Raw genomic sequence first — 26,613 nt, 5'->3', positions numbered from 1 at the left:
CCTCAGCGGCCGGCCAGTGCGTCGACGATCTTCAGGCGCTTGGCACGCAGCGCCGGCAACAGGCCGACGATGATGCCGATCACCACGATCAGGCCCAGCCCCATCAGCCAGGTCGGCGTCGGCACGTGCGGCGGCAGCATGCCCATGCTCTTCGGGCCGATCGCCGGCAGGATCAGTGCGGCCAGGCCCATGCCGATCAGGCCGCCCAGGCCGATCAGCAGCACCGACTCCACCATCACCAGGGTCAGCACGGTGCTGTCCTTGAAGCCCAGCGTCTTCAGCGTGGCGAGCTCCGGCACGCGCTCGCGCACGGCCTGCGCCATGGTGTTGCCGGTCAGCAGCAGCAGGGTGAAGAACACCGCGCCCATGATTGAAGTGACGATCATGCCGATGTCGGCGAACTGCTTGACGAAGGCCTGCTGGAACGCCGACTCGGTCTGGGTCTTGGTCTCGTGGTCGGAGTTGGCCGAGATTGCATCAATGGCCTGCGCTACCCGCGAGGAATGATCCGGGTTGTCCAGCGTCACCGTGTACCAGCTCACCTGGTTCTTGATGTAGTCGTTGGATTCATCGAAGTACTTCCAGTTCATCATCAACTGGCGTTCTTCGTTGGCCGCCAGCGCTCGGTCCTTGGAACGGTAGATGCCCTTCAGTTCCAGCGGCCAGTCGTTGCTGCCGCCGCGCGGGAAGATCGTGGCCTGCAACGGGATGGTGTCGCCGATCTTCCAGCCGAACTGCTTGGCCAGCGATTCGCCGACGATGGCGCCGGTGCGGGTCTGCTTCCAGTCCTCCAGCTGTGCCGGATCGATCTGCAGCTCGCGGTAGACATCGAAGTAGTTGGGCGACACCGAGAAGTTCGGGAAGAAGTTCTTTGGATCCTGGTAGATGCCGCCGAACCACATGCCGTAGGCCACGTCGCGCACGCCGGCCACCTGGCGGATCTGGGTTTCCAGGCGGATCGGCAGCGACTGGGTGATCGACAGCCGCGAGGCCACCACCAGGCGGTTGGCGCCTTCCACGCTGCCGCCGGACGAGAACGCCACGCGCACCGAGTCGAGCATGCCGAACAGCAGGAACGCGGCCACCACCGACAGCAGGGTCAACAAGGTGCGCGTGCGGCTGCGGAACAGCTGCGCCCACACCAACGAGAAGTATTTCATCGCCGTGGCCTCCGTCAGTGGGCCAGCGGCGCGTCGGCCAGCTCGCCCTTGTCCAGGTGCACCGTGTGCGTGGCGTACTCGGCGGCCTTCGGGTCATGGGTGACCATGATGATGGTCTTGCCGTGTTCGCGGTTGAGCTGCTGCAGCAGGCCGAGGATCTCCTCGGCGGACTGGCGGTCGAGGTCGCCGGTGGGTTCGTCGCAGATCAGGAAGGTCGGGTCGGAGACGATCGCCCGCGCGATCGCCACGCGCTGCTGCTGGCCGCCGGACAGTTCATTGGGGCGATGGCTGCGGCGGTCGGCCAGGCCGACCAGGGTCAGCGCGATCTCGGCATTGCGGCGGCGCTGCGCGGCATTGAGATGGGTCAGCAGCAGCGGCAGCTCCACGTTCTTCTGCGCGGTCAGCATCGGCATCAGGTTGTAGAACTGGAACACGAAGCCGACGTGGTGGCTGCGCCAGGTCGACAGCTGGCCGCCGCTCATCTGGTCGATGCGCTCGCCTTCGATGCTGATCTCGCCGCCGCTGGGGCTGTCCAGGCCGCCGATCAGGTTGAGCAGGGTGGTCTTGCCCGAGCCGGACGGGCCCATCAGCGCGACGAAGTCGCCGCTGGCGATGTCCAGGTCGATGCCGTGCAGCACCTGCACTTTCTCGGGGCCACGCTGGTAGGTCTTGGTGATGTTGCGCAGTGAAACCAGGGTCGACATGGGTGGTTCTCCACGGAAGGCGGGAAACGGGGAAGCGCACCTGCGGTGGCCGCAGGCGTGCGTCGAGCGGTGTTGCCGGCGGCGCCCATGGGCGCCAGGCCGTTACTGCGCTTGTTTCTGTTGCACCTTGGCGCCATCGCGCAGGGTGTCCGGCGGGTTCACCACCACCGACTCACCCGCGCTGACGCCCTTGAGGATCTGGCGGTCCTTGCCCATCGCCTGGCCGGCCTCGACCGTGCGCTGCTGCACGCGGCTCTGGTCGCCCAGTACGAAGGCAACCGAGGCGCCCTCGCGCTGGACCACCGCGCCAGCCGGCACGCGCACGCCCTGCGGTTTGGCGGCCGCCTGCGGCTGCGCCTGCTCCAGGAAGCTGACCCGCACGCCCATCTCCGGCACGATGCGCGGGTCCTTCACCTTCAGCGCCACGCGCACCTTCACCGTGGCCTTGCCGCGGTCGGCAGTGGGGATGATGGCGATGACCTCGCCCGGAATCTTCCACTCCGGATAGGCATTGAGCGTGGCTTCCACCGGCATCTTCGGTTGCACGCGGCCGATGAAGGCCTCGCCGACCTCGACTTCGATCTCCAGCGAGTCCATGTCGACAATGGTGCCGATGCCGGTACGGGTGAAACCACCGCCCGCCGACAGCGGCGAAACGATTTCGCCCGGCTGCGCGGCCTTGGCGGTGACCACGCCGGAGAACGGCGCGCGCACGATGTTGTTGTCCACGCCCAGATCGGCAATGGCCAGCTGGTCGTTGGCGACCTTGACGTTGCGCTGGGCCGTTTCCAGCTGCGCACGCAGGCTGTCACGCTGGGCCACGGCCTGGTCGTACTGCGAACGTGACACCAGTTGCTGGCCGACCAGCGCCTGCAGGCGGCTGGCTTCGGCGGCGGCCTGCTTCTGCTGTGCCTCCAGCCCGGCCACCTGGCTGCGCGCGGCCTGCAGCTGCGAGGCATACAGGCTGCGCTGCGCATCGGCATCGATCGGATCCAGGGTGGCCATCACCTGGCCGGCTTCGACCCGCATGCCTTCCTCGATCATCACCTCGCGCACCTTGCCGGTGATCTTGGCCGAGACCGTGGCCATGCGCCGGGCGACCACGTAGCCACTGGCATCGAGCACCGAACTGCTGGCGCTGCCCTGCTGGATGGCTACTGCGGGCGCGGTTTCCACTTCCACGGCCGGCGCGCGGCCGAGCAGGAAGGCCACGGCAGCGGCGATCAGCAGCACGACCACGATGATCGCGATCCACAGCCAACGACGGCCACCGCCATTGCTGCCACCACCGGAGGCGGGCGGCGGCGACTTGCGGTCGATACGGAGTTCCTTCAACAGCTCGGCAGAAGCGTTCATTCGTTCCATCACAGGCGTTCGGGCGGGTGTGGCCGGAAGCGCGGACGGCGGCGGTTCCGGCGGTGGAGCGTGCGGCACAGCATGAAGGCAGGCACAGCGATGACGGCAGTGACAGCTGTCATCCGATGACACTGACGGCGGCAACTGCGAAATGTGACCACGGCGGCACAGGATGGCAACGTCCCCGCTACCGGTACCGCCCATGGATCCGATCGCCCCGTCGCTGGCCCGCCTGCAGCAGGTGCAGGTGCGCTACCGCGACCATACCGCCCTGCAGGGCATCGACCTGCAGGTCCGCGCTGGCCAGGTGCTGGCATTGCTGGGCCGCAACGGTGCCGGCAAGAGTACCGCGATCAGCGTGCTGTTGGGCCTGCGCCGCGCCGATGCCGGCCAGGTCGAGCTGCTCGGTGGCGACCCGCAGCAGCGCAGCAGCCGCCTCGGCCTGGGCGCGATGCTGCAGAGCACCAGCCTGCCGCCGATGCTGCAGGTGGACGAACTGGTGGCGCAGGCCAGCGCCTGCTATCCGGACCCGATGCCGCTGCAGGAGGTGCTGCAGCGCGCAGGCCTGCAGGCACTGGCAGGCCGTCGCTACGGTCAGCTGTCCGGTGGCCAGCAGCGCGCGGTGCAGTTCGCCATCGCGCTGTGTGGCCGCCCGCGCGTGCTGTTCCTGGACGAGCCCACCACAGGCCTGGACATCCAGGCGCGGCAGGCGATGTGGCAGGCAATCCGGCAGCTGGTGGCCGAAGGCTGCGGCGTGCTGCTGACCACCCACTATCTGGAAGAGGCCGAAGCGCTGGCGCAGCAGGTGCTGGTGCTGGAGCAGGGCCGGGTGCTGGCCGATGCGCCGTTGAGCGAGCTGCGACTGGCCGATCGGCCGCGCCGCATCCGCTGCCGCAGCGTGCTGACTGTTGAAGACGTACAGCAGTGGCCGGGCGTGCAGCAGGTGCAGCGTGATGGCGAGCACCTGCAGTTGATGGCAAGCCCGGCCGAGCCGGTGGTGGCGCGCCTGCTGGCCGCCGATGCACAGCTGCGTGAGCTGGAAGTACAGGGCGCGGCACTGGCCGACGCTTTCCTCGACATGACCCGGGAGGCCGCATGAACACGATGACCCGTACCGGCACTACACCCGCGCCGGTATCGGCGTGGCGCCAGGCCTTGCGCCCGTACGGCGCTGAACTGGTGGCCGAGCTGCGCCGCGCCTGGCGTACACCCGCCTTCGCGGTGCCTTCGCTGCTGTTCCCGGTGCTGTTCTACCTGTTGTTCGGCGTGCTGTTGGGCCGCGGCCATGCACCGCTCTACCTGCTGGCCACCTACTGCGTGTTCGGTGCGATGGCCCCGGCCCTTTTCGGCTTCGGCGTGCAGCTGGCGCTGGACCGTGAAGGCGGCCTGCTGACCCTCAAGCGAGCGCTGCCGATGCCGGCGGCGGCACCGTTGCTGGCGCGACTGGCGATGGCCGTGATGTTCGCGTTGCTGGTAGCCGCCCTGTTGATCGGGGTGGCGCGCGCGCTGGGTGGCGTGCAGCTGCAGGCAGTGCAGATGCTGCAGCTGCTGGCGGTGGCGGGCCTGGCAGCGCTGCCGCTGGGGGCGATCGGCCTGCTGATCGGCAGTCATGTCAGTGCCAGCGCGGCGCCGGCGATGGTCAACCTGGTCTACCTGCCGCTGGCCCTGCTGTCGGGCCTGTGGCTGCCGTTGTCGGCGCTGCCCCAGCTGTTCTCGATGATGGCACCGCTGTGGCCGACCTGGCATCTGGCGCAGCTGGCGCTGCCGGTGGTCGGGCTGCCGTCGGTGGGCAGCATGGCCGGCCACCTGCTGGTGCTGCTGGCGGTCACGGTGGTGGCGCTGCTACTGGCGCGCCGCCGCCTGCGCCGGATCGGCTGAACTGGCATGATCGGCAGCGATCATTCCCGCCTGGATTCTTCCGTGTCGTCGAGCTGGCTTGCGTCCCTGCTGCGCCCCGCACCGGACTCGGCGGTGGCCGACCTGCTGAGGCGTGGCAAGTCGCCCTGGAGTGGTGCGATCCACCTGCTGTGGTCGGTCTGGATCTTCCTTACCCCGGTGCTCGGCAATGGCTTCACGGTGCGCTGGCTGCTGCTGACCGTGGCCAGCTATCCGCTGTTCCTGCTGCTCTATGCGAAGGTGATGCTGGCGCCACGGCACCACGCATGGCGCTATGCGCTGGGCATGATCCTGATGGCCCTGGTGCTGCTGCCGTGGTATCCGTCGGGACTGAGCTACTTCGTGTTCGGTTGCGTGATGATCCGCATGAGCAGCCGTGGCGGCTGGTGGGTGTACCTGTTGCAGCTCACCGGCCTGAACCTGTTGTTCTGCGGCGCTGCGCTCTACGTCGGTTATCCGTGGCAAGCCATGGTGTGGATGCCGGCCGTGTCGTTCATCGTCGGCCTGGTGGTGAACGTGGAGGCCTTGAGCCATCAACGGGACGTTGCCCTGCAGCTGTCCCAGGACGAGGTGCGGCGGCTGGCCACTACCGCCGAGCGCGAGCGCATCGGCCGCGATCTGCATGACCTGCTGGGCCACACGCTGTCGCTGATCACGCTGAAGCTGGAGCTGGCGCGCAAGCTGTACGACCGTGATGGCGCGCGCGCGCGGCAGGAGATCGGCGAAGCCGAAGCGATCGCCCGCGAGGCGCTGGCCCAGGTGCGCAGTGCGGTGACCGGCATCCGCGCCAGCGACCTGGCCGGCGAGCTGGCCTCGGCGCGCCTGCTGCTGGAATGCCAGCAGGTACACCTGCAGTACACACCGCCGCCGCCGATGCCGGTCGACGTGGAACGTGGGCTGGCGCTGGTGCTGCGCGAGGCTGCGACCAACATCGTGCGCCACGCACAGGCGACCCGGGTGCAGGTGGATTTCATGCTTGAGGAACGACAGTTGGTGATGCAGATACGCGATGACGGCCGCGGTGGCGTACAGGCCGAGGGCAACGGATTGTGTGGCATGCGCGAACGGGCGATGGCGCTGGGCGGCCAGTTGTCACTGCAGTCGTCGCGCGGAGAAGGCACGGTAGTGACCGTGCGCGTGCCACTGGTGGCCGCGACCACGCCGCTGTCGCCAGCGTCATTGGCACGGGATGGTGCCGCATGATCCGCATCCTGCTGGCCGAAGACCAGGCGATGGTGCGCGGTGCATTGTCGGCGCTGCTGGGCCTGGAGCCGGACATCGAGGTGCTGGGCAGCGCTGCTGACGGCGAGGCGGCGTGGCGCATGCTGCAGCAGCTGCAGCCGGACATTCTGGTCACTGACATCGAAATGCCCGGCCTGTCCGGGCTGGAACTGGCCCAGCGCATCGCCCGCCACGAGTTGCCGATCAAGGTCGTGATCGTGACCACCTTCGCCCGTGCCGGCTTCCTGCGCCGCGCGCTGGAAGCGGGCGTGCTGGGCTACCTGCTGAAGGACGCACCAGCCGAGAACCTGGCCGATGCCCTGCGCAAGGTGAAGCAGGGCATCCGCGCGATCGACCCGCAGCTGGCGCTGGATGCGTGGTCGCAGGCCGACCCGCTGACCGACCGCGAACGCCGCGTGCTGCGGCTGGCGGGCGAGGGCCGTACCGCCAGCGAGATTGCCGAGCAGCTGGGGTTGTCGCATGGCACGGTGCGCAATTACCTGTCCGAGTGCATCGGCAAGCTGGGCGTGGCCAACCGGATCGAGGCGTACCGGCTGGCGCGGCAGAAGGGATGGTTGTAGGGGCGTGCGCCGACGCACTGGTAGCGCCGGGCGCTGCCCGGCGGATTGTTACCGCGCCTGCGGAGAGGTGTCACTTTCTTTGCTCGTGCAAAGAAAGTAACCAAAGAAACACGCCGCCAGAGCGCGAGCCGTCGCTACGCGACGGTTCCCTGCGCTTCTCGGGGAATCAGGGGACGGCGCCGAACTCGCTTCGCTCAAACACCGGCGCCTCTACGCCCCTGATTCCCCTGCGATGCTCGGCTCGCTAGAAGGCGGACCCAACGTCAAAAGCCACAGCTGCACCCAGTAGATCCACGCCATGCGTGGATGCTGTTGCTCTTGATCTTGACCTTCCAGTCCGCCTTCAAGCGAGCCGAGCACCGGAGGTCCGGCGAGGGCGAAGAGGTGCGGGTGTCTGAGCGCAGCGAGTTCCCGCGCCGTCCCTCGACGGACCGAGGAGCGCAGGGCACCGGCGTGCGAAGCACGCCGGCTCGCGGCCGGCGGAGCGTTTCTTTGGTTACTTTCTTTGCGCGCAAAGAAAGTGACACCCCTCCGCAGTCGCGGAAACAATCCGCCGGGAACACCCGGCGAATCCGCTCAATCCTTCCCGCGCGCCATCGCCTGGAACACGCCATCGCGCCGCACCCACAGGTGGAACAACGCCGCACCCACGTGCATCAGCACCGTGGCGAACAACACATACGCCAACAAGCTGTGCGCATTGCGCAGCGCGGCATACAACGCCGGGGTGTGCGGCACGATCGGCGGCAGGTGCAGGCCACCCCACAGCACGATCGGGTAACCGCCGGCCGACAGCATCGCCCAGCCGATCAACGGCATCGCCAGCATCAGCGCGTACAGCATCCAGTGCGAGGCCTTGGCCGCCACCCCCTGCCAGACCGGCAGGTCGGCAGGCAGCGCCGGTGGGCGATGGCGCAGCCGGTTGTACAGGCGCAGCAGCACCAGCAGCAGAATCGCGATGCCCAGTGGGCGGTGCAGGTCGATCAGCACCGGACGCAGGTGCAGCGAGGCGACCATGGTCACGCCGATGAACAGCATGGCGATGATCATCAGCGCCATGGACCAGTGCAGCACCCGCGCCAGCAGGTTGAAGTGGCCGTTGCCGGTGCTCATCGTGCGGCCTCCTTCGGTTGCTCGACGTTGCCGCTGGCGCGCTCGCGCTCGCGGCGGTTGAAGGATTGCGAGTACACCGCAGAGCGTGCGGCCAGGATCGGATCGTCACTGCCGCGCACGCCGCTGGGCAGAATCAGCGGATCGAAGTTGATCTGGCCGCACGCGCCTTTTTCCTGCGACTGCATGCGGGCCAGGCTGAGTACGCCGGCCACCACCTGATCACGCGATTCGGGCCACGGTACCGACGGATCATCGATGGCATCGCGAGGCTCGGCGGTAGTGACGACCAGGTTCCAGCGCACCGGGCCGCTGGCCATGCGCTGTTGCAGTTCCTGGCTGAGGAAATCGACGCTGGCCTGCTTGCGCGTTTCCGCATCCATCTCCACCACCGGCGCCTGCGGCTGCCAGCGCCAGCGCACCGCGCGCTTCTGGCCCTGCGCGTTGGTGAACCAGAAGCTGTTGACGCTGTTGAAGGTGGTGTCAGCCCAGCTGCTGGTCCAAGGTGCCGTCCTGGCCCACTGCTGGAACGCCTGTGCACTGGGGTATTTCGCCAGCACCGCGGCCATCTTCTGCGGGTCGGGCTTGCCGGTGGCCGGGTCGGGAATGGAGGCGCGCGTCTGCTCGTAGAACGCCTCGGCATCGGGCACCGCGAAGAACGGGAAGCTGTTCATTGCCATCCGCCATTCCTGGCCGTCATCGCTGACCAGCTGCACCGCCAGGCTGCGTACGCGCGCGGTGTTGTCGGCGCCGTAGGGATCACCGCCGCCGATCGACAGGCGGCCCATCACCGGCACGCGGCGCTGCGAGAACACCCGTGCACTGGACAGGGTAGGGGCCTGTGCACTGGGTTCGAACCAGCCGCTCACGCAGATGCCCTTGCTGTGCGCCCGGCGGAACCCGGGATGTGCCGGGCCGGTGGCTTCGATGGTGTCGGTGAAGCGCTGCGCGGTCAGGCGGCCGCCAATCCAGCCGGCCAGCCAGGCGAAGGCCAGCGCGACCGCACCCAGGATGAGTGCGATCAGTGCGATCCAGAGCAGGGGTGAATGCTTGCGTGGCGCGCCAGGCGTCTGGCCAGCGCGGGTGTAGCGGAAGAGCGACATGGTCGGAGTCCTGCCTTCACGGAGCGTGTGGGTGGTCGACCCACACATCCTCGCAGAACCCGGCCGGGGCCGAAATTCAATTTTTCGTCAGATTTTCCGGGGACGGGGTGCCGACCAACGGTCGGCACCCACCCGATCAGCTGTAGCGCTGCTTCAGCATCGCCCACGCCGAGCGCAGCGCCAGCGCTTCGCCACCGGCCGGACGGCCCGGGCGCTCGCCGTCGTTCCAGGCATACACGTCCAGATGCGCCCAGCGCTGGCCGTCTTCCAGGAAGCGTTCCAGGTACAGCGCGGCGGTAACCGAGCCGGCCATGCGCGAACCGGCGTTGGCCAGGTCGGCGATGCCGCTGCTCAGGTAGCGCAGGTAGGGGCGCCACAGCGGCATGCGCCAGACCGGGTCGCGGGTCGCGTCACCGGCCTGCAGCCACTGCTGGGCCACCGTGTCGTCGTTGCTGAACAGCGCCGGCAGGTCCGGGCCCAGGGCGATGCGCGCGGCACCGGTGAGGGTGGCGAAGTCCAGCACCAGGTCCGGTTTCTGCTCACCGGCGAAGGTCAATGCGTCGCACAGGATCACGCGGCCCTCGGCGTCGGTGTTGTCGATCTCCACGCTCAGGCCCTTGCGGGTGGCGATGACCTCGCCCGGACGGAACGCATCGGGGCCGATCGCGTTTTCCACTGCCGGCACCAGCAGGGTCAGGCGCACCGGCAGCCCGCGCGCCATCACCAGGCCGGCCAGGGCCAGTGCGTGCGCGGCGCCGCCCATGTCCTTCTTCATGTTGCGCATGCCGTCGGCCGGCTTGATGTCCAGCCCGCCGGTATCGAAGCACACGCCCTTGCCGACCAGCACCAGTGCCGGGTCGGTTTCCCTGCCCCAGCGCAGCACGACCAGGCGCGGCGCACGGTGCGAAGCGCGGCCCACGGCGTGGATGGCCGGGAAATTCTGCTTCAGCAGTTCGTCGCCGGTAATCGCCTCGACCTGCGCACCATGTGCATGGGCCAGCGCGCGCGCGGCGTCTTCCAGCTGCTGCGGGCCCATGTCTTCGGTCGGGGTGTTGACCCAGTCGCGCACGCGCAGGCTGGCGGCGATCAGGTCGGCCACTTCGCCGGTCGGCGAGGCCACCAGCTGCGCCGGTGCGCGGTTGCGCTTGCGATAGCGGTCAAAGCGGTAGCTGCCCAGGCCCCAGCCCAGCTGCAGCAGCGCCAGTTCGGCGGCCGGCAGTTCATTGGCCAGCTGCCAGACGCTGCCTTCCGGCAGCGCGTGCGGCGCATGCGCATAGCTGTAGGCATCGGCACGATCACCCACGCCCATCACGGCACCGGCCAGGCCATCGGCGCCCGGCAGCAGTGCCACGCTGTGGGCGCCGGCGTTGAAGCCCTGCGATGCCAGCCACGCCTGCGTGGCAGCCGGCTGGCTGTCCTTCCAGGCGGCGAACTGCTCGCGGTCCAGCACGTACAACGGCAGCGCCGCAGCGGTGTCGGCGGTGAAACCAGTGATCTCGCTCATGCGTCAGGTACTCCGGGGTGCGGCGGCGTCGAGGTTGGCATCCAACCAGTCGGCCAGGCCGGTAAGGGTGTCGAACTGCAGGTCCGGCTGCAGCTGCGGATGGGTCCAGGTGGCTGCGTCGCGGTTGATCCAGCAGCCGCGCAGGCCGGCGGCAATCGCCCCGGCCACGTCCATGTCGGCATGGTCGCCGACGTGCAGCACCTGTGCCGGTGCCACACCCAGGCGGGTGCACGCGGCATGGAAGATGCTGGCTTCGGGCTTGGCCGCGCCGTGTTCGCGCGAACCCAGCTGGAAGGCGAAATGATGGGCCAGGCCGATCCGCTCCAGGTCGGCGTTGCCGTTGCTCAGCGCCGCCACCGGTACCCGTGCGGCAATGCGCGCCAGCGCGTCGATCGCATCGGGATAGCACTCCACCTGGTTGCGCGCGGCGTAGAACACTTCATACGCTGGCTCCAGCAGATCGAGGCTGGCACCGCTGGTGTGCAGTGCTTCGTGCAGGGTCAGCCGGCGCAGCGCACTCAGGTCGTGGTGGAGGTGCGGATGGGCGTGGTACAGCCGCTCGCGCAGTTCGCGCATCGCCTCCACCGGATACATCGCGGCGGTAGCGGGGCTGTGTTCGCACATCCAGGCGTGCAGGACCTGTTCGATGCGGGCGCCGATCGGAGCGAACGGCCACAGCGTGTCGTCAAGGTCGAGGGTGATGGCTTGGACGGGGAAATTCACCCCGCCATTCTACCCCTGCCAGCACGGGCTTTCATGCGACGCGGCGGGCGGGTGGGCACTGTGGCTGGGCCGGGTCAGCGCAGGTTGTACGAGCAGGCGATGGTGGTCTGGCCGTCGAACTGCTGCACGTCCAGGTTGTGCCGCCCAACTTCCTTCGTGTAGGTGCCTGCTACCGGGTCGGACATCTTCGCCAGTGCCGCGACCTGTTCCACACTGGCCGAGCTGAAGTACGCGGTGAAACTGTCGATGCCATCCTCGCCGCTGTCGCCGTCATAGGACTGCAGCCGGTTCACGGGCTGGCCCAGCACCATCAAGGGCGTGGTCAGCCGGAACTCGCCGCTGGATTCGCCGTCCTGCACCCTTGCCGGGGCCGGTGTCAGCATCCGGGCCATGGCGTCGAACTGTATGGGCGTGAGGTGCCGCTTGCAGGTAACCGCCTCAGCAAGCTGAGTGCGCGCCTGATCGGCAGTCGGCGGTGTCGCGGCGAACGCGGGAGCGGCAATGCAGGCCAAGGCAAGGCAACGCGTGGCGAGAGAGTTCATCCGAGCGGATCCATCCGGGTAGGGCGCCATAGTCTGCCACTTCGTCCCTGTTTCTGGTTCCGCCACCTGCGTCCATCCGTTGTTGATGCCGTCACTCCAGCAGGCGTGCCCAGCCCTGCATGCCGTCCAGGCGTGCCAGCACCAGCTTGATGCACACCAGCAGCGGCACCGCCAGCAGCAGCCCGATCATGCCCCAGGCCCAGCCGAACACCATCAGCGCCAGGATCAGCACCAGCGGCGACAGCTTCATCCGACGGCCCAGCACGATCGGGGTCACCATCTGCCCTTCCAGTGTGTGCAGGCCCAGGTAGGCGGCCGCTGGCAGCAGGGCCTGCAGCGGGTCGCGGAACTCGACGAAGCCCATCAACAGCATCAGCGCCACGCCGATCAACGGACCCACATACGGCGCAAAATTCAGCAGCGCGGCCACCGTGCCCCACAGCAGCGCTTCCTGCAGGCCGATACCGAGCAGCATCAGCACGCCGGCGAACACCAGCCCGACCAGAGTGTTGATCACGCTGATGGTCAGCACGTAACGCGAGACCTCGCGTTCGATCGAACGCAGGATGTCCGTAGTGAAGCGCTGCTGCTGGCGGTTGGGGAACAGGGCGATCGCCGCGCGCTGCAGGCTCTGCCCGTAGATCATGAAGAACAGCGTCAGCAGCACCACGGCCAACACCGAGGCAGCCAGCCGCGGTGCACGGGTCAGCATGCGGTACGGGTCGTCCAGCTGGGTACGGATCACCTGCACCTTGTGGTTGCTGTCACCACCGGCCACACGGGCGAAGTTTTCCGCCGCCTGGTTGGCCTGCTGCACCGGCTTGGTCAGGTCCTGCACCTGGCGGGCGACCTTGCGCAGCTGCTGTGGGGCTTCCTGCGCCCATTCCATCGCCGGGCCGATCAGCTGCACGGCGAGCGAACCGGTCACGCCCAGGCCGGCGCCGAGGATCAACAGTGCGCCCAGCGCGCGCGGAATCCACAGCTTCTGCAGCAGGCGCAGGATCGGGTTGCCGACCAGGGCGAAGAACATCGCCAGCAGCACCGGCAGGATGATGTCCTGCGCGGCCCACAGCGTGTAGCCCACCGCCAGGGTCGCCAGCACCACCAGCGACATCGGCCCGCGCGGGCGCGACGGTGGTGGCAGCGCTGCCTCCGGCTCGTCGGGGCCGGCCGGTGGCGGGGACAGGAGGGACTCGCTCATCGACGCATCAACCGGAAAGGGGAGCGCATTATCCGCCGGCCGCGATCGGCGCGGCGGATTCCATGGATCAACGTTCGGACAGCTCGGTGGCCGCTTCGGCCGGACGCGGTCCGCGCAGGTCCGGTTCTGGCTCCGGCACGGAGCGTGGTGCCGGTGCCGGCCGTGCTCCGGCAGCGGAGGCCGCTGCCTGTGCCTGCTCGCTGGCATCGTCGGCTTCTTCGGCCGCATCGTCGGCGGTGGCCGCGGCCTGCGCCGCCATCGCCGTGGCGAACGCCGCCTGCGCACTGGCGAACAGGTTCGAGACCGAACCGACCATCTGCAGCCAGCGGGCACCGTTGACCTTGCCCGGTACCTCCAGCTTGCCGGCGATGAAGCCACCGGCCAGGCCGACCACCACGATGCGCAACGGCGACCAGCCCTGTCGCCATACCTGGCCGAGGGTGGACCAGTGGTCCTGTGTCTCGCCCAGACGCACGGTCACCACCTGTTCGCAGCGCTTTACCCGCCGCTGCAGCGCGCCGAACTTCATGGCTTGCCCTCGGGCAGCTGCACGCCGGCATCAGGGTCGTCTTCGCTGGGTTCGTCAAACAGGCCCAGGCGTGACAGCTGACGCCGGGTGGCGTGCATGCCGGTGTGGTGGAAGAAGTAGGACACCCGCCAGATCGCATAGCCGGTGACGGCCAGGCTCAGCAGCGAGGTGATCAGCAGGGCCTGCAGCCAACTCAGGCCCCAGCTCTGCAGCAGCGCGATGAGGGTGGCGGCCATCAGCAGCCACGCCGATGCACCAAACACGATCGCCACGCCGGCCCAGGCCAGCGCACGACCGAATGCGCTGCGCGCCAGCGCGAAGTCGGCCGAGGCCAGCCGGCGCAGTGAACGCAGCGTGTGCTTGGCCGAATCGGCAGCGGCACGACCGGCCGCGCCGACCTGGCGGATGCTCTCATCCAGCGGCGGGGTGGCCGCCGGATCAGGCGCTTGCGTGTTGTCTTCGCTCACGCTGCGGCTTACTTGTCGCTGCTGCCGCGGGCCAGCTTGGCGATGATCCAGCCGGCTGCGAAGGCAACGCCGAACGAGGCCAGCGGACGTTCGCGGATCAGTTCGGCGGCGCTGTCGATCAGGTCCTTGCCCTTGTCCATCAGCGCATCGACCTGTTCCTTGGCGGCGGCACCGCCGAACTCGGCGGCGGCCAGGCCGGACAGTGCACTGTCGGACAATTCAGCCTTGACGTTGGCCTTGCCGATGCGAAGCTCGTCGGTCGCTGCACCGGTTGCACCCTTGATCGCACCGCCGGCGGCCGTAGCGGCCTGCTTCAGGTGGGAACCGGCTTCACCCAGGTGTTCCTTCAGGTTCTCGGTATTGGTGGGGCTCATCGAATCACTCCTGTTGCGATGGGGGAACGGGAGTCGGCGGTGCCGACCTGGACTGACAGCAATAACATTGCCGGGGTATAGGGGGTGTTACGGCAGGGCGATCAGCGCATCACGAGCTGGCCCTGCTGCTGGCCATTGTTGCGCAGCACGCGCAGCACCAGCGTCGGCGGGCGCTGCTGGAAGTTGGCGCGCCAGCTGGCCAGGTCGGCGAATTCACCGACGGTGGCATCGGTGATGATGTCGCCCTGCTGCAGGCCATTGCTGGCGGCGCGGCTGCCGCGCTTGACCTCGCTGACCAGCACGCCGCTGGCGCCTGACTGGCGCAGCGACTCGGGCAGGTCGACGAAGGTGGCCCCGCCCAGGCGCGGGTCCAGGCTGTCGCCGGTGACCGCGCGTGCCTGTTCCTTCAGCGTCGCCTTGATCTGCAGCGGCTTGCCTTCGCGGCGTACGTCCAGCGTCATCGGGCTGCCGACCGCCGCCAGGCCTTCCACGTTGTGCAGGGCTTCGGCGCTGTCCACGCGCTGGCCATTGGCCGACACCACCACGTCGCCCGGCTTCAGGCCGGCGGCGGCGGCCGCCGAACCGGCCAGCACGCGGGTGATCAGCGCACCGCGGGTTTCGCCCAGGCCCAGGCCCTGCGCGATCTGCGCGGTCAGGTTCTGGCTTTCCACGCCCAGCGTGCCGCGCACCACCACGCCGTGCTTGACCAGCTGGTCGACCACGCTGCGCGCCAGGTTCGAGGGAATCGCCAGGCCCAGGCCGATGTTGCCGGCCATGCTGCCCTGCGGGTTGAAGCTGGCAGTGTTGATGCCGACCAGCTGGCCCTGCAGGTCGACCAGCGCGCCACCCGAGTTGCCCGGGTTGATCGACGCGTCGGTCTGGATGAAGTTCTGGTAGCCCAGCCCGCGGATGCCGCTGCGGCCCACCGCCGAGACGATGCCCGAAGTGACCGTCTGGCTGAAGCCGAACGGATTGCCGATGGCCACCACGAAGTCGCCCACCCGCAACTGGTCGCTGTTGCCGAGCTTGATGTCGGTCAGGTTCTGCGCCGGAATGCGGATCAGCGCGATGTCGGTATCGCGGTCCGAGCCGAGGAATTCGGCCTTGACCGTGCGCCCGTCGGCCAGTGTCACCTGTACGTCATCGGCGTTGTCGATGACATGGTGGTTGGTCAGCACCAGGCCCTCCCTGGCGTCGATGATCACGCCCGAGCCCAGCGATTCGTTGATGCGTTCCTGCGGGATGTCCGGGAACAGACGGCGGAAGAACGGGTCGTTGAAGAAGGGATTGCGTACGCGCACCACCTGCTTGGTGTTGACGCTGACCACGGCCGGCATCGCCTTCTCCAGCATCGGTGCCAGTGACGGAACCTGCTGCCCGGCCACTGCGGCTGGCAGTGCCGCCATGGTCGGCACCACCGCTGGAAGCGGAGCGGCATCGGCACGGTTGTCCAGGTGGGCGTTGATGCCGGTGGCAACGAAGCCACCGAAGGCGGCGGCGATTGCGAGCGTGAGCAGGGTAGGTAGCGGTCGCATGGGAGTCGGTTCGCTGGCGGGAATGGGGGCGGTTCGGCTCTACGGTAAAACAAGCTGAATGAGTGTGTCGCGATCTGGATAAATGCGCCATGAAAACCGCGCGCCGGGAACGCGGATCGCGACGACCGGCGCTGGGCCGGTGATGACAGCGGAGGCGGCGCCCGGCAGTGCGCGGACGTCAGCCGCAGGTCGTGCGGATACAGGACGATACTTGCGCAGTTCTGCGCATCCCGGTGCCGCGACGCGCCATATTGCATGCCTTCCGCGGCATCCGGGCGGGTGCACACAACCAATGCCTGTCACGACGCGGATCATGCGGCGCAGCACTGAAAAAAAAGGGGTTTCCTGTAAACACGGTGTGCCTGCAGGGATGGTCGACTACACCATCGCCGTCGCAGCACATGCGATTGGTGGCGCATGCCCCGTTCCACGATCGTCAATGTCGGTATAGCATCGCCCCGTTTTGATACTTAAGGCCCCCAGGAGGGCAACATGAGCAACGGTAATGGTGTGTCGGTCGTGACCGACGCTGTCGAGAACGTCAAAGAAACCGCCACCAACGTTGGCGAGACCATCGCCCACGCTGCCGAAGACGCAGTGAAGTCGGTCAAGAAGACCGTCAAGCGCGCCACCAAGGCTGCCGGTACCCGCGTTGCCAAGGCCAAGAAGGCCGTGGCCAAGGTCGAGAAGACCGTTGCCAAGAAGGCCGAAAAGGCTGCCAAGTCGGTCGGCAAGACTGTTGCCAACGCCAAGAAGAAGCTGGAAGCGGCCAAGAAGAACGCCAAGGCCGAAGCCGCTGCCCTGAAGAAGGAAGTGGCCAAGAAGAAGGCCGCTGCAGGCAAGGCTGTGACCAAGAAGGCCGCCGCTGCCAAGAAGACCACCAAGGCCGCCACCAAGGCTGCCGGCAAGAAGGTCGCCACCGTGAAGAAGGCTGCCACCAAGAAGGCCGCCGTCGCCAAGAAGACCGTTGCCAAGAAGACCGCGGCCGCCAAGAAGGTGGTCGGCAAGAAGGTCGCCACCGCCAAGAAGGCTGTGGCCAAGAAGACCGTCGCCGCCAAGAAGGTTGCTGGCAAGAAGGCCGTGGCTGCGAAGAAGGTTGTCGGCAAGAAGGTTGCCGCCACCAGGAAGGTCGCCACCAAGAAGACCGCCGCGGCCAAGAAGGTTGTCGGCAAGAAGGCTGCCGTCGCCAAGAAGGCCGTCGGCAAGAAGACCGCTGCTGCCAGGAAGGTTGTCGGCAAGAAGACCGCCGTTGCCAAGAAGGCAGTTGGCAAGAAGGTTGCCGCTACCCGCAAGACGGTTGCCAAGAAGGCTGCCCCGCTGAAGAAGGTCGCCGCCAAGAAGGCTCCGGCCAAGAAGGCCGTGCGCAAGACCGCCAAGCGCAAGTAATCGCGCCGTGACCAAAGGCCCTGCCACCCACCGGGTGGTGGGGCCTTTCGCGTTTCCGGGACACTGTCCGGGGCAAGATGCAGGTTCTTTCCGCTGGAGCCCCGGGCATGCGCGGTATCGACTTCAGTTCCTGGCAGGGCGTGCTGTCCACCTTGGCCGGCCTGGTCCTGATCACCCTGCTGGGCGTGGGCATCCGCCTGCTGGTGATGCAGACCCTGCAACAGCGCCGCGAGCGCGAGAACCGGCAGATCAACGAACGGCTGCGCACGCTGATGGCGGCCTACAAGACCCTGGGCGGTTCGTTCACCGGCGAACTGGGCGTGGATCCCAGCCATCGCCGCGACCTGCGCCAGCGCGAAGATGCCGAAGGCATCGCCGAACCCCGCTCGGATCGCGCGCGCCGCATCCGCGATGCCGTTGAAGCGGCGCTGTCGGACATCCTGCTGCTGGGCACCGACGAACAGGTGCGGTTGGCTGCGCGCGCTGCCAACGATCTTGCACAGGGGCGACCGGTGCATACCCACGAACTGGTGGTCTCGCTGCGCGACTTCGTGCGCGAAGCGCTGGACCTGGCGCCGATTCCGGCCGACCTGCAGATACCGCCGCAGGGGCCGACCCGGCCGGGCGGTGCCAGTGGCAAGGGCCGCAACGACGGCGATGCCAAGGGCGGTCGTGCGGGTGGAGGCGGCGGTGGCGGAATGGGGGCCGGCATGGGCGGTGTGGGCCTCGGCGCCGGCGCCGCACTGGGCGCCGGCCATGCCTCCGCCAGCGATGAAACGGACGCGCGCTGAGCACGTCCGCCCGGTTCAGCGGGTCAGTTCGTAGATCGGCACGAAGCCACCGTAGATCATCCGCGCGCCGTCGAACGGCATCGGATTCGTCGCCGGATCAAACCTTGGGTCTTCCATCATCTTCTTCATGCCGGCGTCGCGGGTCGGCTTGTCCGGCCATTCGATCCAGGAAAACACCACCGTCTCGTCCGGCGTGGCTTTCACCGCGCCGAAAAAGTCGGTGGTCTTGCCGTGCGGCACGTCGTCACCCCAGCACTCGACCACGCGCAGCGCGCCGTACTCGATGAAAACGGGATCCCCTGTGCGTGCATGGGCGAGGAACTTCTCTTTGTTGGCGGTGGGCACCGCCAGGACGAAACCATCGATGTAGCTCATTGCCTGCCTCCGGATGGACCGTGCCGCATGCACGGCCTTCAAGTACACGACGAACCAGGGCGTCGGGGATCGACATCCTCTGGCCGCCCGTTCAGCCCGGGCCACCGGGCAGTGGTGCCAGCACCGTATCCGGTGGCTGCTGGCCGGCCAGGTGGCGCACGAAGTAGTCCCACATGCGGTGCGTGTAGGTGGCGTCGTTGCGGAACAGCTCGTGGTCCTGCCGGGCCAGGTACAGCAGGTCGTAGCTGCGCTGGGCCTTGTTCAAGGCGGCGGCCAGCTGCAGGGTCAGCGCCGGCGGTGCGTTTTCGTCCAGCTCGCCATAGACCAGCATCAGATGCCCGCGCAGGTTGTCGGCCAGCGCTGCGTTGTCGAGCCCGGCAAAGGGCGCCGGCACGCCATCGGTCATGGCCGTGGCTGGCAGCACGCCACCGAACAGCCGGTCCATGCCGTGCAGGGCGCCGCCGTACATGCCCTGGAAATTGTGACTGCCGGCCGAGGCCACGCCCACCTTGTAGAACGCCGGGTAGCGCAGCAATGCCCGCGCCGCGCTGTAACCGCCGAACGAATGCCCGTAGATGCCGACCCGCTGCAGGTCGATGCCCGGGTAGCGTTCGCCCAGCTGGCGCAGCGCGGCCACGTGGTCATCCAGCTGCACATCGGCGCCGTGCAGGAAGCTGCTGTCATGGAAGGCCTTGTCGCGGCCGCCGGTGCCGCGCGCATCGATGCTGACCACCACGAAGCCAAGCTCGGCCAGGCTGGCGCGTGACACCGGATTCAGCGCGGACACCGCTTCGGCGTAGGTCACCGGGGCATTGCTGATGAAGGCGCCGCCGTACATCGCATCGATCACCGGGAAGCTGCCGTCATCGCGATAGTCGCGGGGCAGGTAGACGGTGGCGAAGATCGGCGTGCGCCCGTCGGCGGCCAGCAGACGTTCGCGCCGCGGTGGGCGCCACCCCGCAGCAAGCACTGCCCGGTTGTCCGCCGCTTCCAGCAACAGCAGCTCGCGACCGTCATCGCTGGCCCGCAGCACGGTGCGTGGTGGCTGGTCGAGACGGGAAACGGTATCCACCAGATAGCCACCGCCAGGCGACAGCGCCTGGGGGGCGCGCCCGCCGAACAACGCGCCGCTGCCGGCATCGGCCAGATGGTCGTTGCCATCGGCGGCCAGGCGCTGGACCGGTCCACCCTGCAGCGATACACGGTACAGGCCGCGTACGTAGGGGTCGCCACCGTCGACGCCGCCGGCGCTGAAGTACGCCCAGCCACCGGCAGCGTCCACACCCAGCAGGTCGCGCACCGCCCAGTGGCCGCGGGTGAGCTGGCGCAGCACTTTGCCGTCGGACAGGCGCACCCGGTACAGATGGCCCCAACCATCGCGCTGCGAGAACCACACGGCGGTGTCCTGCCCGGGCAGGATGGCCACCGCTGGCCGGTTGTAGGAATACACGTTGAGCTGCAGGCGAGTGTCGCTGGCTTCTTCCAGAACCGTGCGCAATGCACCGCTGCTGGCATCGATCTCCAGCAGGCGCAGCCTGCGCGGTGTGCCGAAGTGCGCGATCACGGCATACAACCGATCGCCGTCCCAACCCAGGATGCCGGCCTCACTGAGCGTGTTCCAGCCCTCGGGCAGCGCGATGTCATGCTGCCTGCCGCTGCGGGTATCCACCACAAACAGGGTGTCGCGCACCTGCTGTGCATCGCCCAGCACCCCCAGCTTCACGGTATGCACGCGCGGCCGCGCGCTGTGGGTCGGGCTGCTTTCCAGATAGGGGTAGTCCTGCAGCGCGCGTTCGTCGTAGCGGATGCCGGCCACGTAGCGCCCGTCCGCAGACCAGCCAACCGCGAACGGGCGCACCGGCATCCGGCCCTGACGGCGTGGAATACCGCGCAGGGCGAAGTCCGGCAGCACGCCATAGCCATTACCGGCTTCTCCGCCGTGGGTCAGTGCCCGTGGCACCGTGCCAGGCGACTGCAGCCACAGGTTGTTGTCGCGCACCTGCAGCCACGCATCGCCTACGGGCGAAGGCAGTGCATCGGCCGGCGGCCGCGCATCCGGTGAACGTGTGCATTGCCAGCGCGGCCATTGGCAATCGACGGGCACTTCTCCGCTGAACCGCAGGCGCAGGCCATCGTCCGCCTGCTGCACGCTGGCCAGGCGCAGGCGTGGCCCGCTGGCACCGAGCGGTGCAACCGCAGCGTCCAGCGCAGTGGGTTCGAACAGGGTCTGGCGTGTCGCCTGGACCGGATCGACCAGTACCGCCTGGCGCCGGCCCTGAGTGTCTTCGCGCTCATACCAGAATCGTCCATCGGCCAGCCAGTGGGGCAGGACCGAAGCATTGCGCAGCGCGCCGCGCAGATGACTGTCATGCACGCGTTCGGCGCGCTGGTAGTCGGCCGCCTGCAGCGCATGTGCGGTGTGTGGCGACAAGAGGGCAATGCAGGCAAAGACAGCGGCGCGGACACACGTCCGCAGCGGATCGGAAACGAGCAAGGCAACCTCCTGTTGCAATCGTCGAAGGATTACAGATGCACGCGCGCCGCGCGCGTATGCCAGACGGAGCCTGAATCAAGCCCAAAAATTCAGCAATGCGAAGACCACTGTTTTCAGGGAGCGTTGTGGCGAATAACGGAGAATTTACATTCCCGATGCGATGGCGCCCTGGCGCTGCTGCACACCATAAGAAAGTGAAGGTGTACCCCCATGAAGAATTCGCTGATTGCTCTGGCCCTGGCCGCTGCCCTGCCGTTCACCGCTTCGGCTGCTGAGAACCTGTCGTACAACTACGCTGAGGCCGACTACGCCAAGACCGACGTCGATGGCATCAAGGCTGACGGCTGGGGCGTCAAGGGTTCCTACGGCTTCCTGCCGAACTTCCACGCGTTCGGTGAATACAGCCGTCAGGAAGTCGACCACACCAACATCAAGGTTGACCAGTGGAAGGTCGGTGCCGGCTACAACGTCGAAATTGCTCCGTCGACCGACTTCGTTGCCCGCGTTGCCTACCAGAAGTTCGATCGCAAGCACGGCCTGGACTTCAACGGCTACAGCGCTGAAGCCGGTATCCGCACCGCCTTCGGTGCCCACGCCGAGGTCTACGGCATGGTCGGCTACGAAGACTACGCCAAGAAGCACGGCGTCGACATCGACGGCCAGTGGTACGGCCGCCTGGGTGGTCAGGTCAAGCTGAACCAGAACTGGGGCCTGAACGGCGAGCTGAAGATGAACCGCCACGGCGACAAGGAATACACCGTCGGCCCGCGCTTCAGCTGGTAATTGCTTCCTCGGCGCGCCTGCGCGCTGAAGATGCCTCGACAGGCCCGGCCCATGCCGGGCCTGTTGCGTTTCCGGCTGGGCAAACGCTACCTGACCGTGTTGAGGTGGACGGGCGGCATTGCAACGAATTGGATTCCGCAGGCGTCGGCTGCGCCCTAGGGTGAGTGGCCTGTCCTGCAGGAATGCAACGATGCCCCCGTTTCCCTCGCCCCGCGATTCTCCCTGCCGCTTGTTGCTGCTGGATCCGCATCCACTGTTGCGGCATGGCGTGCAGGAACTGCTGGCCCGGCAGACGGGCCTGCAGGTCGATGGAAGCTATGGCCGCAGCGGTGACCTGCTGCAGCGCCTGCAGCAGCAGGCAGCTGCGATCGATCTGCTGCTGGTTGACGCCTTGCCGATCGGTGACAGCGGGGAAGGCCTGGAACTGCTGCGGCACGTATCACGACATTGGCCGGCAGTGCCGATCCTGGTGCTGTCCGCACACTGCAACGCGGGTGTCGTGTCCTTGGCCCTGCAGGCCGGTGCGCGCGGATTCCTGTCCAAGGCCTGCGCGCCGCAGATGCTGCTGCGCGCGGTGAGCGTGGTTGCCCGCGGCGGGCGCTTCGTGCCGCCGGAGCTGCGTGCACAATTGAACCAGTCCCGCCGACAGCGCCAGCAGTCCATGCGTTCACCACGGTTGAGTACGCGCGAACGCGCTGTCCTGCAGTGGGTGCTGCGCGGCTGCAGCACCGGCGAGATGGCACGCCGCAGTGGGCGTGCGGCCAGCACCATCAGCACGCAGAAGCGAGCGGCTTACCGCAAGCTGGGCATCCGCAACGATGGCGAGCTGTTCCGCTTCCGCCATCTGATCGACGCTGATTGAGGCGGGGTTACTCGCCCTGGTACTGCTTTTCTTCGACCAGGGCCGAACCGGCCACGCGGTTGATCTCGTTCTTCACCTGCACGCGCTCGCCATTGGTGCCATAGACACCGCGTGCCAGCTGGATGAAGGCATCGTCGAACACCTGGGCCGCTTCCTTGTCGCGCAGCTGGTCCTGGATGTCCCACATGCGCTCGTTGATCACCTTCAGCTGCTGCTTCAGCGCGGCCAGTGCCGGTTGTGCGTGCAGCAGCTGCTGCAGCAACGGCAGCAGGCCGTCCAGCTCGGTGCGGACGTTGGCCAGCTTGGCGGCATCGTCGATGCGCTCGGCCTTGATCTCGAGAATGGTGATCTTGTCGATCAGCTCGCCGATCGATACCGGAGTCAGGATGGCGTCCACGCGGTTGGTTCCTGGAAACAGGGCGCCATGATACCGCGCTGCTGGCATTGGCCGCAGTCCACGGGATTTACGCCGAATTTGCGCCACGGGCCCGGCAGCACCCTCGATCCGTTACGGCCCTCGCCTCGACACTGCGTTCCCGGCGGCGTGACCGCCTTCGACGAGGAACACAGTGCAGTGAACAGCAAGGGGATGATGGCGGCGCTGGTGGCCGCCCTGGCAGGGCTGCTCGGGATCGGCAGCGCGCAGGCACAGGTGCAGGTCAGTGGCAGTGCGGCGTTGACCAGTGACTACGTATGGCGCGGCAGCTCGCAGAGCGACGGCGACCCGGCGGTGCAGGCCGGCGCGAAGGTCTCGATCCCAGCGGGCTGGTACGCCAGCGTGTGGGGGTCCAACGTTTCGTTCAAGCCGGACAATGGCGCGCGCAGCGAGTTCGACCTGGTGGCGGGCTGGTCCGGCGCACTGGCACCGGACTGGAGCCTGGATGCCAACCTGACCCGTTACGTGTACCCGGGCACCGTCCGCGCGCTGGACTGGACCGAGCTCAACACCACGGTGACCTGGAAGCAGCGCGCCTGGCTGCAGGTCGCCCATTCCAACGATGCGTTGGCCGGTGGCCATCGCGGTACCTATGCCCAGCTGGGTGTGCGTGTGCCGTTGCACGAACGCCTCCGCCTGGAAGCAGCGGTGGGCCAGTACTGGCTGGCCACCGCCCAGGGCCCGGACTACCTGCATGGGCAGCTCAGTGCCATCGCCTCGCTGACCCCGGCATGGGAACTGCGCGCCACCGTGCATGACACGGACAACGCAGCCAAGCGCCTGTTCCCCGGCAACGCCGGTGGGCGATGGGAGCTGGCGCTGCAGGGCAGCTTCTAGTCGGGCAGCGACGCCTGGCGCGCGCGCAGCGCGCCGGGCAGCCACAGCAGCAGGGCCAGCGCAGCCACGGCAGCGCCGGCCACGCAGACGCCGGTCCAGCCGAAGCGCTGGTAGACCTGCGCAGACAGCAGCGAACCCAGCGAACCGCCGATGAAATAGCCGGTCATGTAGCCGGCATTGAGGCGGTTGCGTGCCGCCGGTTGCAGCGCGTAGATCAGGTTCTGGTTGCTGACGTGCAACAGCTGTGCGGCCAGGTCCAGCACCACCACGCCCACCAGCAGCGCCAGCAGCGAGTGTGCCGACAGCCCCAACGGCAGCCACGACAGCAACAACAGCAGCAGTGCAATGGCGGTGGCACGCCCGGTCTGGCCACGGTCGGACATGCGGCCAGCCAGGCCGGCCGCCAGCGTGCCGGCCGCGCCGACCAGCCCGAACAGGCCGATGGTGGCGTCGCTGTAGGCATACGGCGGCTGTGCCAGCAGGAACGCGAGCGGGGTCCAGAAGATCGCGAACATGGCGAAGCTGCAGGCGCCCAGCAGCGTACGCTGGCGCAGCACTGGTTCCTGCACGAACAGCACGCCGATCGAGCGCAGCAATGCGAAATAGCCCAAGCCGGCGCTGTGGTGGAATCGCGGCAGGCCGCGCTGCAATGCCAGTGCGGTCAGCACCAGGGTGGCAGCGGCGATCACATACACCAGGCGCCAGTCGCCAAGGCTGGAAAGCAGGCCGGCCACGGTGCGCGCCAGCAGGATGCCCAGCAGCAGGCCACTCATCAGCGTGCCGACCACGCGACCGCGATGTTCCGGCGCGGCCAGCGTAGCGGCGAACGGCACCAGCACCTGTGCGACCACCGAGAACAGGCCGGTGATCGCGGTGCCGACCAGCAACCAGGTCAGCGACGGTGCACAGGCGCTGATCACCAGCCCGCCGGCCGACAGCAGGCTCATCACCACGATCAGGCGGCGGCGTTCGAACAGGTCTCCCAGCGGCACCAGCAGGATCAAGCCGGCGGCATAGCTCAGCTGCGCGGCGGTAACGACCATGCCGACCTGGCCGAACGGTACGCCGAAGGCGTCGGCGATGGTGTGCAGCAGTGGCTGCGCATAGTAGTTGCTGGCCACGGCCACGCCGGTAGCCACGGACATCAGCAGCACCTGCCAGCGGTGCAGAGGGGGGAGGGACGGGCTCACGCGGTGTTCCAGGAAGCGGGGGGCACAGTGTCCACCTGCTGCGGTCATGATGGAAATGAATCATCATCATCCTTGCCATCTGTAAACGAGATAGTTGGATGAATCTCAAGCAGCTCGAGTTTGCCGTTGCCCTGGCCGAGGAGGGCAATTTCACCCGTGCCGCCGAACGCTGCCATGTGGTGCAGTCCGCGTTGAGCCACCAGATTGCCTACCTGGAGCAGGAACTGGGCACGCCGCTGTTCGAGCGCCTGCCGCGGCAGGTGCGGGCGACGGCAGCGGGTGAGGCGCTGCTGGTGCACGCACGCCAGGTGCTGGTCAGCCTGCGCCACCTGCGCGCCGACGTGGCCGCGGTCAGTGGCGAGGTGCGCGGGCTGCTGGCGATCGGGCAGATCTCCTCGCTGACCGATATCGATGTGGTGGCGATGCTGGCCGCGTTCCAGCAGGCGCACCCGCAGGTGGAATTCCAGTTGCGGGTGGACAAGAGCGAGGACCTGATCGCGCAGGTGCAGTCGCGTGACCTGGATGTTGCACTGGTGGGGTTGGCGCCCTCGGCCGGCCTGGACGGGGTCTGCCACCAGATGCTGCAGGAAGAAGACCTGGTGGCGGTGCTGGCCCCCTCGCATCGGCTGGCTAGGCGCAAGCGGCTGCCATTGACCGAATTGCAGGACGAGGCGCTGGTCGACTTCCCGCGCGGCACCGGTGCGCGGCGGCAGACCGACGATGCTTTCGTCGCCGCTGGCCTGCCGCACACAGTGCGTTTCGAGGTCAACCTGATGGAACTGGTCGAGCGCTTCGTCCGCCATGGTCTGGCGGTTGGCATCGTGCCGGCGCTGATCGCCGAAGGCTTCCAGGGCGTGGTGCGGATTCCGCTGCAGCCAACCCCGACCCGCCGCGTGCACCTGGTCTGGCAGCGGCTGCCGACACCGGCGGCGCGGGCGTTCGTCGAGGCCGTGCTCAGCCGCGCAGGCGCAGGCTCAGGCCCTTGAGGAAGTTGCGCAGCATCTGGTCCAGGCAACGCCGGTAGTTGGTGTGCCCGGGCTGGCGGAACAGCGCACCGACTTCCGACTTGGAGACGTTGAAACCGGCGCTGGCGAAGATCTCCATCAGATCGACGTCGCGCAGCTGGAACGCCACGCGCAGCTTCTTCAGCACCAGGTTGTTGTCGATGCGGGTTTCCACCGCGCGCTGCGGCTGGCTCTCGTCGCGACCGCGCAGGTGCACGATCAGGCCATCGAGGAAGTGCGCCAGCGCGCTGTCGCTCATCGCTTCGAAACCGGCTTCGTCCTCGCGGCGCAGCCAGGCCTTCACCTGTTCGGGATCCACGGCGAAGGCCGGGTCGGCCATCTGGCACAGGGTCACCACGTGGTGGTCGCCCAGGTCCAGGGAATAGCGCACGCTGCGCAGGACATCGTTGTTGATCATGGCCCATTGTACCGGCCCCTGGCGTGTCACC

The 26,613-nt window shown here is 67.6% G+C and carries 28 protein-coding genes; 10 read left to right on the top strand and 18 right to left on the bottom strand.

The annotated features are described in order from the left end of the window. Nucleotides 1-2: 2 nt before the first annotated feature. From AC5P5S_RS14365 to AC5P5S_RS14355, 3 genes are all read right to left on the bottom strand, one after another. Nucleotides 3-1,160, bottom strand: coding sequence for an ABC transporter permease (locus AC5P5S_RS14365; protein ID WP_005407727.1), 1,158 nt, complete (start codon nucleotides 1,158-1,160; stop codon nucleotides 3-5). 14 nt (nucleotides 1,161-1,174) lie between these two features. After that, nucleotides 1,175-1,864 carry an ABC transporter ATP-binding protein gene (locus tag AC5P5S_RS14360; RefSeq protein ID WP_012478890.1) on the bottom strand — a complete coding sequence of 230 codons (690 nt, stop codon included), beginning with the start codon at nucleotides 1,862-1,864 and terminating at the stop codon, nucleotides 1,175-1,177. Nucleotides 1,865-1,966: 102 nt separating this feature from the next. Next, nucleotides 1,967-3,220: an efflux RND transporter periplasmic adaptor subunit gene (locus tag AC5P5S_RS14355; RefSeq protein WP_062605999.1), complete on the bottom strand. Its 1,254-nt coding sequence runs from the start codon at nucleotides 3,218-3,220 to the stop codon at nucleotides 1,967-1,969. A 202-nt stretch (nucleotides 3,221-3,422) separates the two neighbouring features. Between AC5P5S_RS14355 and AC5P5S_RS14350 the strand changes: the two genes are divergently transcribed. Genes AC5P5S_RS14350 through AC5P5S_RS14335 form a run of 4 tightly spaced genes read left to right on the top strand, consistent with a single transcriptional unit; the run spans nucleotide 3,423 to nucleotide 6,918 of the window. Further along, on the top strand, nucleotides 3,423-4,319 hold the full coding sequence (locus AC5P5S_RS14350) for an ABC transporter ATP-binding protein (protein ID WP_062605997.1): 897 nt from the start codon (nucleotides 3,423-3,425) through the stop codon (nucleotides 4,317-4,319). After that, nucleotides 4,316-5,098, top strand: a complete 783-nt coding sequence (locus tag AC5P5S_RS14345) for an ABC transporter permease (RefSeq protein ID WP_062605995.1) — start codon at nucleotides 4,316-4,318, stop codon at nucleotides 5,096-5,098. The genes AC5P5S_RS14350 and AC5P5S_RS14345 overlap by 4 nt, the downstream gene beginning before the upstream one ends. A gap of 6 nt (nucleotides 5,099-5,104) precedes the next feature. Then, a complete protein-coding gene (locus AC5P5S_RS14340) occupies nucleotides 5,105-6,319 on the top strand; it encodes a sensor histidine kinase (protein WP_062605992.1) in 1,215 nt (404 codons plus the stop codon). Beyond that, the gene (locus tag AC5P5S_RS14335; RefSeq protein ID WP_005407733.1) at nucleotides 6,316-6,918 is read left to right on the top strand and encodes a response regulator transcription factor; all 603 of its coding nucleotides are present in this window, start codon (nucleotides 6,316-6,318) and stop codon (nucleotides 6,916-6,918) included. The genes AC5P5S_RS14340 and AC5P5S_RS14335 overlap by 4 nt, the downstream gene beginning before the upstream one ends. Nucleotides 6,919-7,494: 576 nt before the next feature. Here the strand turns inward: AC5P5S_RS14335 and AC5P5S_RS14330 are convergent. From AC5P5S_RS14330 to AC5P5S_RS14285, 10 genes are all read right to left on the bottom strand, one after another. After that, nucleotides 7,495-8,031 carry a cytochrome b gene (locus AC5P5S_RS14330; RefSeq protein ID WP_062605990.1) on the bottom strand — a complete coding sequence of 179 codons (537 nt, stop codon included), beginning with the start codon at nucleotides 8,029-8,031 and terminating at the stop codon, nucleotides 7,495-7,497. Next, nucleotides 8,028-9,131: a catalase family peroxidase gene (locus AC5P5S_RS14325; protein ID WP_062605988.1), complete on the bottom strand. Its 1,104-nt coding sequence runs from the start codon at nucleotides 9,129-9,131 to the stop codon at nucleotides 8,028-8,030. Before AC5P5S_RS14325 ends, AC5P5S_RS14330 begins: the two co-directional genes overlap by 4 nt. A gap of 136 nt (nucleotides 9,132-9,267) precedes the next feature. Next, nucleotides 9,268-10,635, bottom strand: a complete 1,368-nt coding sequence (locus AC5P5S_RS14320; RefSeq protein WP_012478900.1) for a leucyl aminopeptidase family protein — start codon at nucleotides 10,633-10,635, stop codon at nucleotides 9,268-9,270. A 3-nt stretch (nucleotides 10,636-10,638) separates the two neighbouring features. After that, nucleotides 10,639-11,358, bottom strand: coding sequence for an HAD family hydrolase (locus AC5P5S_RS14315; RefSeq protein WP_049441851.1), 720 nt, complete (start codon nucleotides 11,356-11,358; stop codon nucleotides 10,639-10,641). Between the two features lie 74 nt (nucleotides 11,359-11,432). After that, entirely contained in the window at nucleotides 11,433-11,900 is a 468-nt protein-coding gene (locus AC5P5S_RS14310; protein ID WP_005407738.1) for a hypothetical protein, read from the bottom strand. Between the two features lie 91 nt (nucleotides 11,901-11,991). After that, entirely contained in the window at nucleotides 11,992-13,101 is a 1,110-nt protein-coding gene (locus AC5P5S_RS14305) for an AI-2E family transporter (RefSeq protein ID WP_005411982.1), read from the bottom strand. Between the two features lie 67 nt (nucleotides 13,102-13,168). Continuing rightward, on the bottom strand, nucleotides 13,169-13,630 hold the full coding sequence (locus AC5P5S_RS14300) for a hypothetical protein (protein WP_005411983.1): 462 nt from the start codon (nucleotides 13,628-13,630) through the stop codon (nucleotides 13,169-13,171). Then, on the bottom strand, nucleotides 13,627-14,097 hold the full coding sequence (locus AC5P5S_RS14295; protein ID WP_005407741.1) for a phage holin family protein: 471 nt from the start codon (nucleotides 14,095-14,097) through the stop codon (nucleotides 13,627-13,629). Before AC5P5S_RS14295 ends, AC5P5S_RS14300 begins: the two co-directional genes overlap by 4 nt. An 8-nt stretch (nucleotides 14,098-14,105) precedes the next feature. Further along, nucleotides 14,106-14,471, bottom strand: a complete 366-nt coding sequence (locus AC5P5S_RS14290) for a hypothetical protein (RefSeq protein ID WP_004153835.1) — start codon at nucleotides 14,469-14,471, stop codon at nucleotides 14,106-14,108. Between the two features lie 101 nt (nucleotides 14,472-14,572). After that, nucleotides 14,573-16,006: a Do family serine endopeptidase gene (locus AC5P5S_RS14285; RefSeq protein ID WP_012478904.1), complete on the bottom strand. Its 1,434-nt coding sequence runs from the start codon at nucleotides 16,004-16,006 to the stop codon at nucleotides 14,573-14,575. Nucleotides 16,007-16,498: 492 nt separating this feature from the next. Here AC5P5S_RS14285 and AC5P5S_RS14280 point away from each other — a divergent pair, with 492 nt between their 5' ends. After that, a complete protein-coding gene (locus AC5P5S_RS14280) occupies nucleotides 16,499-17,392 on the top strand; it encodes a hypothetical protein (RefSeq protein WP_049450901.1) in 894 nt (297 codons plus the stop codon). Between the two features lie 107 nt (nucleotides 17,393-17,499). Next, nucleotides 17,500-18,183: a hypothetical protein gene (locus tag AC5P5S_RS14275; protein ID WP_005407744.1), complete on the top strand. Its 684-nt coding sequence runs from the start codon at nucleotides 17,500-17,502 to the stop codon at nucleotides 18,181-18,183. A 15-nt stretch (nucleotides 18,184-18,198) separates the two neighbouring features. On the opposite strand, the gene AC5P5S_RS14270 is transcribed toward AC5P5S_RS14275, so the two are convergent. Continuing rightward, nucleotides 18,199-18,558, bottom strand: a complete 360-nt coding sequence (locus AC5P5S_RS14270) for a DUF1428 domain-containing protein (protein WP_005407745.1) — start codon at nucleotides 18,556-18,558, stop codon at nucleotides 18,199-18,201. Nucleotides 18,559-18,649: 91 nt separating this feature from the next. Further along, nucleotides 18,650-21,052: a S9 family peptidase gene (locus tag AC5P5S_RS14265; RefSeq protein WP_231336689.1), complete on the bottom strand. Its 2,403-nt coding sequence runs from the start codon at nucleotides 21,050-21,052 to the stop codon at nucleotides 18,650-18,652. 210 nt (nucleotides 21,053-21,262) lie between these two features. Between AC5P5S_RS14265 and AC5P5S_RS14260 the strand changes: the two genes are divergently transcribed. Together AC5P5S_RS14260 and AC5P5S_RS14255 are read left to right on the top strand one after the other, a co-directional pair. After that, a complete protein-coding gene (locus AC5P5S_RS14260) occupies nucleotides 21,263-21,835 on the top strand; it encodes an OmpO family porin (RefSeq protein WP_005407747.1) in 573 nt (190 codons plus the stop codon). Nucleotides 21,836-22,025: 190 nt separating this feature from the next. After that, nucleotides 22,026-22,697: a response regulator transcription factor gene (locus AC5P5S_RS14255; protein ID WP_005407749.1), complete on the top strand. Its 672-nt coding sequence runs from the start codon at nucleotides 22,026-22,028 to the stop codon at nucleotides 22,695-22,697. A gap of 7 nt (nucleotides 22,698-22,704) precedes the next feature. Here the strand turns inward: AC5P5S_RS14255 and AC5P5S_RS14250 are convergent, their stop codons facing one another. Continuing rightward, nucleotides 22,705-23,142, bottom strand: a complete 438-nt coding sequence (locus AC5P5S_RS14250) for a DUF6165 family protein (protein ID WP_043035177.1) — start codon at nucleotides 23,140-23,142, stop codon at nucleotides 22,705-22,707. A gap of 129 nt (nucleotides 23,143-23,271) precedes the next feature. On the opposite strand from AC5P5S_RS14250, the gene AC5P5S_RS14245 reads away from it, so the two are divergent. After that, nucleotides 23,272-23,970 carry a TorF family putative porin gene (locus tag AC5P5S_RS14245; protein WP_111118144.1) on the top strand — a complete coding sequence of 233 codons (699 nt, stop codon included), beginning with the start codon at nucleotides 23,272-23,274 and terminating at the stop codon, nucleotides 23,968-23,970. Here AC5P5S_RS14245 and AC5P5S_RS14240 read toward each other — a convergent pair. After that, nucleotides 23,967-25,115 carry an MFS transporter gene (locus tag AC5P5S_RS14240; protein ID WP_329757753.1) on the bottom strand — a complete coding sequence of 383 codons (1,149 nt, stop codon included), beginning with the start codon at nucleotides 25,113-25,115 and terminating at the stop codon, nucleotides 23,967-23,969. The two genes, AC5P5S_RS14245 and AC5P5S_RS14240, sit on opposite strands and share 4 nt — an antisense overlap. A gap of 143 nt (nucleotides 25,116-25,258) precedes the next feature. On the opposite strand from AC5P5S_RS14240, the gene AC5P5S_RS14235 reads away from it, so the two are divergent. Then, on the top strand, nucleotides 25,259-26,146 hold the full coding sequence (locus AC5P5S_RS14235; protein ID WP_005407753.1) for a LysR family transcriptional regulator: 888 nt from the start codon (nucleotides 25,259-25,261) through the stop codon (nucleotides 26,144-26,146). On the opposite strand, the gene AC5P5S_RS14230 is transcribed toward AC5P5S_RS14235, so the two are convergent. Beyond that, on the bottom strand, nucleotides 26,115-26,582 hold the full coding sequence (locus tag AC5P5S_RS14230) for a YehS family protein (RefSeq protein ID WP_005411992.1): 468 nt from the start codon (nucleotides 26,580-26,582) through the stop codon (nucleotides 26,115-26,117). The two genes, AC5P5S_RS14235 and AC5P5S_RS14230, sit on opposite strands and share 32 nt — an antisense overlap. Nucleotides 26,583-26,613: the final 31 nt, after the last annotated feature.

Source organism: Stenotrophomonas sp. YJH_SMC_54 (genome assembly GCF_059368435.1).
Note: the sequence above shows the minus strand (reverse complement) of the source record. Positions and strands in the feature narration are given on the sequence as shown.

Excerpts from the sequence above, each read along its gene's own strand:
- AC5P5S_RS14290 (WP_004153835.1), bottom strand. The coding sequence starts at position 14,471 with ATGAGCCCCACCAATACCGAGAACCTGAAGGAACACCTGGGTGAAGCC.
- AC5P5S_RS14350 (WP_062605997.1), top strand. The coding sequence starts at position 3,423 with ATGGATCCGATCGCCCCGTCGCTGGCCCGCCTGCAGCAGGTGCAGGTG.
- AC5P5S_RS14330 (WP_062605990.1), bottom strand. The coding sequence starts at position 8,031 with ATGAGCACCGGCAACGGCCACTTCAACCTGCTGGCGCGGGTGCTGCAC.
- AC5P5S_RS14305 (WP_005411982.1), bottom strand. The coding sequence starts at position 13,101 with ATGAGCGAGTCCCTCCTGTCCCCGCCACCGGCCGGCCCCGACGAGCCG.
- AC5P5S_RS14240 (WP_329757753.1), bottom strand. The coding sequence starts at position 25,115 with ATGTCCGTGGCTACCGGCGTGGCCGTGGCCAGCAACTACTATGCGCAG.
- AC5P5S_RS14310 (WP_005407738.1), bottom strand. The coding sequence starts at position 11,900 with ATGAACTCTCTCGCCACGCGTTGCCTTGCCTTGGCCTGCATTGCCGCT.
- AC5P5S_RS14270 (WP_005407745.1), bottom strand. The coding sequence starts at position 18,558 with ATGAGCTACATCGATGGTTTCGTCCTGGCGGTGCCCACCGCCAACAAA.
- AC5P5S_RS14260 (WP_005407747.1), top strand. The coding sequence starts at position 21,263 with ATGAAGAATTCGCTGATTGCTCTGGCCCTGGCCGCTGCCCTGCCGTTC.
- AC5P5S_RS14285 (WP_012478904.1), bottom strand. The coding sequence starts at position 16,006 with ATGCGACCGCTACCTACCCTGCTCACGCTCGCAATCGCCGCCGCCTTC.
- AC5P5S_RS14325 (WP_062605988.1), bottom strand. The coding sequence starts at position 9,131 with ATGTCGCTCTTCCGCTACACCCGCGCTGGCCAGACGCCTGGCGCGCCA.
- AC5P5S_RS14320 (WP_012478900.1), bottom strand. The coding sequence starts at position 10,635 with ATGAGCGAGATCACTGGTTTCACCGCCGACACCGCTGCGGCGCTGCCG.
- AC5P5S_RS14365 (WP_005407727.1), bottom strand. The coding sequence starts at position 1,160 with ATGAAATACTTCTCGTTGGTGTGGGCGCAGCTGTTCCGCAGCCGCACG.
- AC5P5S_RS14255 (WP_005407749.1), top strand. The coding sequence starts at position 22,026 with ATGCCCCCGTTTCCCTCGCCCCGCGATTCTCCCTGCCGCTTGTTGCTG.
- AC5P5S_RS14360 (WP_012478890.1), bottom strand. The coding sequence starts at position 1,864 with ATGTCGACCCTGGTTTCACTGCGCAACATCACCAAGACCTACCAGCGT.
- AC5P5S_RS14335 (WP_005407733.1), top strand. The coding sequence starts at position 6,316 with ATGATCCGCATCCTGCTGGCCGAAGACCAGGCGATGGTGCGCGGTGCA.
- AC5P5S_RS14355 (WP_062605999.1), bottom strand. The coding sequence starts at position 3,220 with ATGAACGCTTCTGCCGAGCTGTTGAAGGAACTCCGTATCGACCGCAAG.
- AC5P5S_RS14235 (WP_005407753.1), top strand. The coding sequence starts at position 25,259 with ATGAATCTCAAGCAGCTCGAGTTTGCCGTTGCCCTGGCCGAGGAGGGC.
- AC5P5S_RS14340 (WP_062605992.1), top strand. The coding sequence starts at position 5,105 with ATGATCGGCAGCGATCATTCCCGCCTGGATTCTTCCGTGTCGTCGAGC.
- AC5P5S_RS14275 (WP_005407744.1), top strand. The coding sequence starts at position 17,500 with ATGCGCGGTATCGACTTCAGTTCCTGGCAGGGCGTGCTGTCCACCTTG.
- AC5P5S_RS14345 (WP_062605995.1), top strand. The coding sequence starts at position 4,316 with ATGAACACGATGACCCGTACCGGCACTACACCCGCGCCGGTATCGGCG.
- AC5P5S_RS14280 (WP_049450901.1), top strand. The coding sequence starts at position 16,499 with ATGAGCAACGGTAATGGTGTGTCGGTCGTGACCGACGCTGTCGAGAAC.
- AC5P5S_RS14300 (WP_005411983.1), bottom strand. The coding sequence starts at position 13,630 with ATGAAGTTCGGCGCGCTGCAGCGGCGGGTAAAGCGCTGCGAACAGGTG.
- AC5P5S_RS14230 (WP_005411992.1), bottom strand. The coding sequence starts at position 26,582 with ATGATCAACAACGATGTCCTGCGCAGCGTGCGCTATTCCCTGGACCTG.
- AC5P5S_RS14250 (WP_043035177.1), bottom strand. The coding sequence starts at position 23,142 with ATGCCAGCAGCGCGGTATCATGGCGCCCTGTTTCCAGGAACCAACCGC.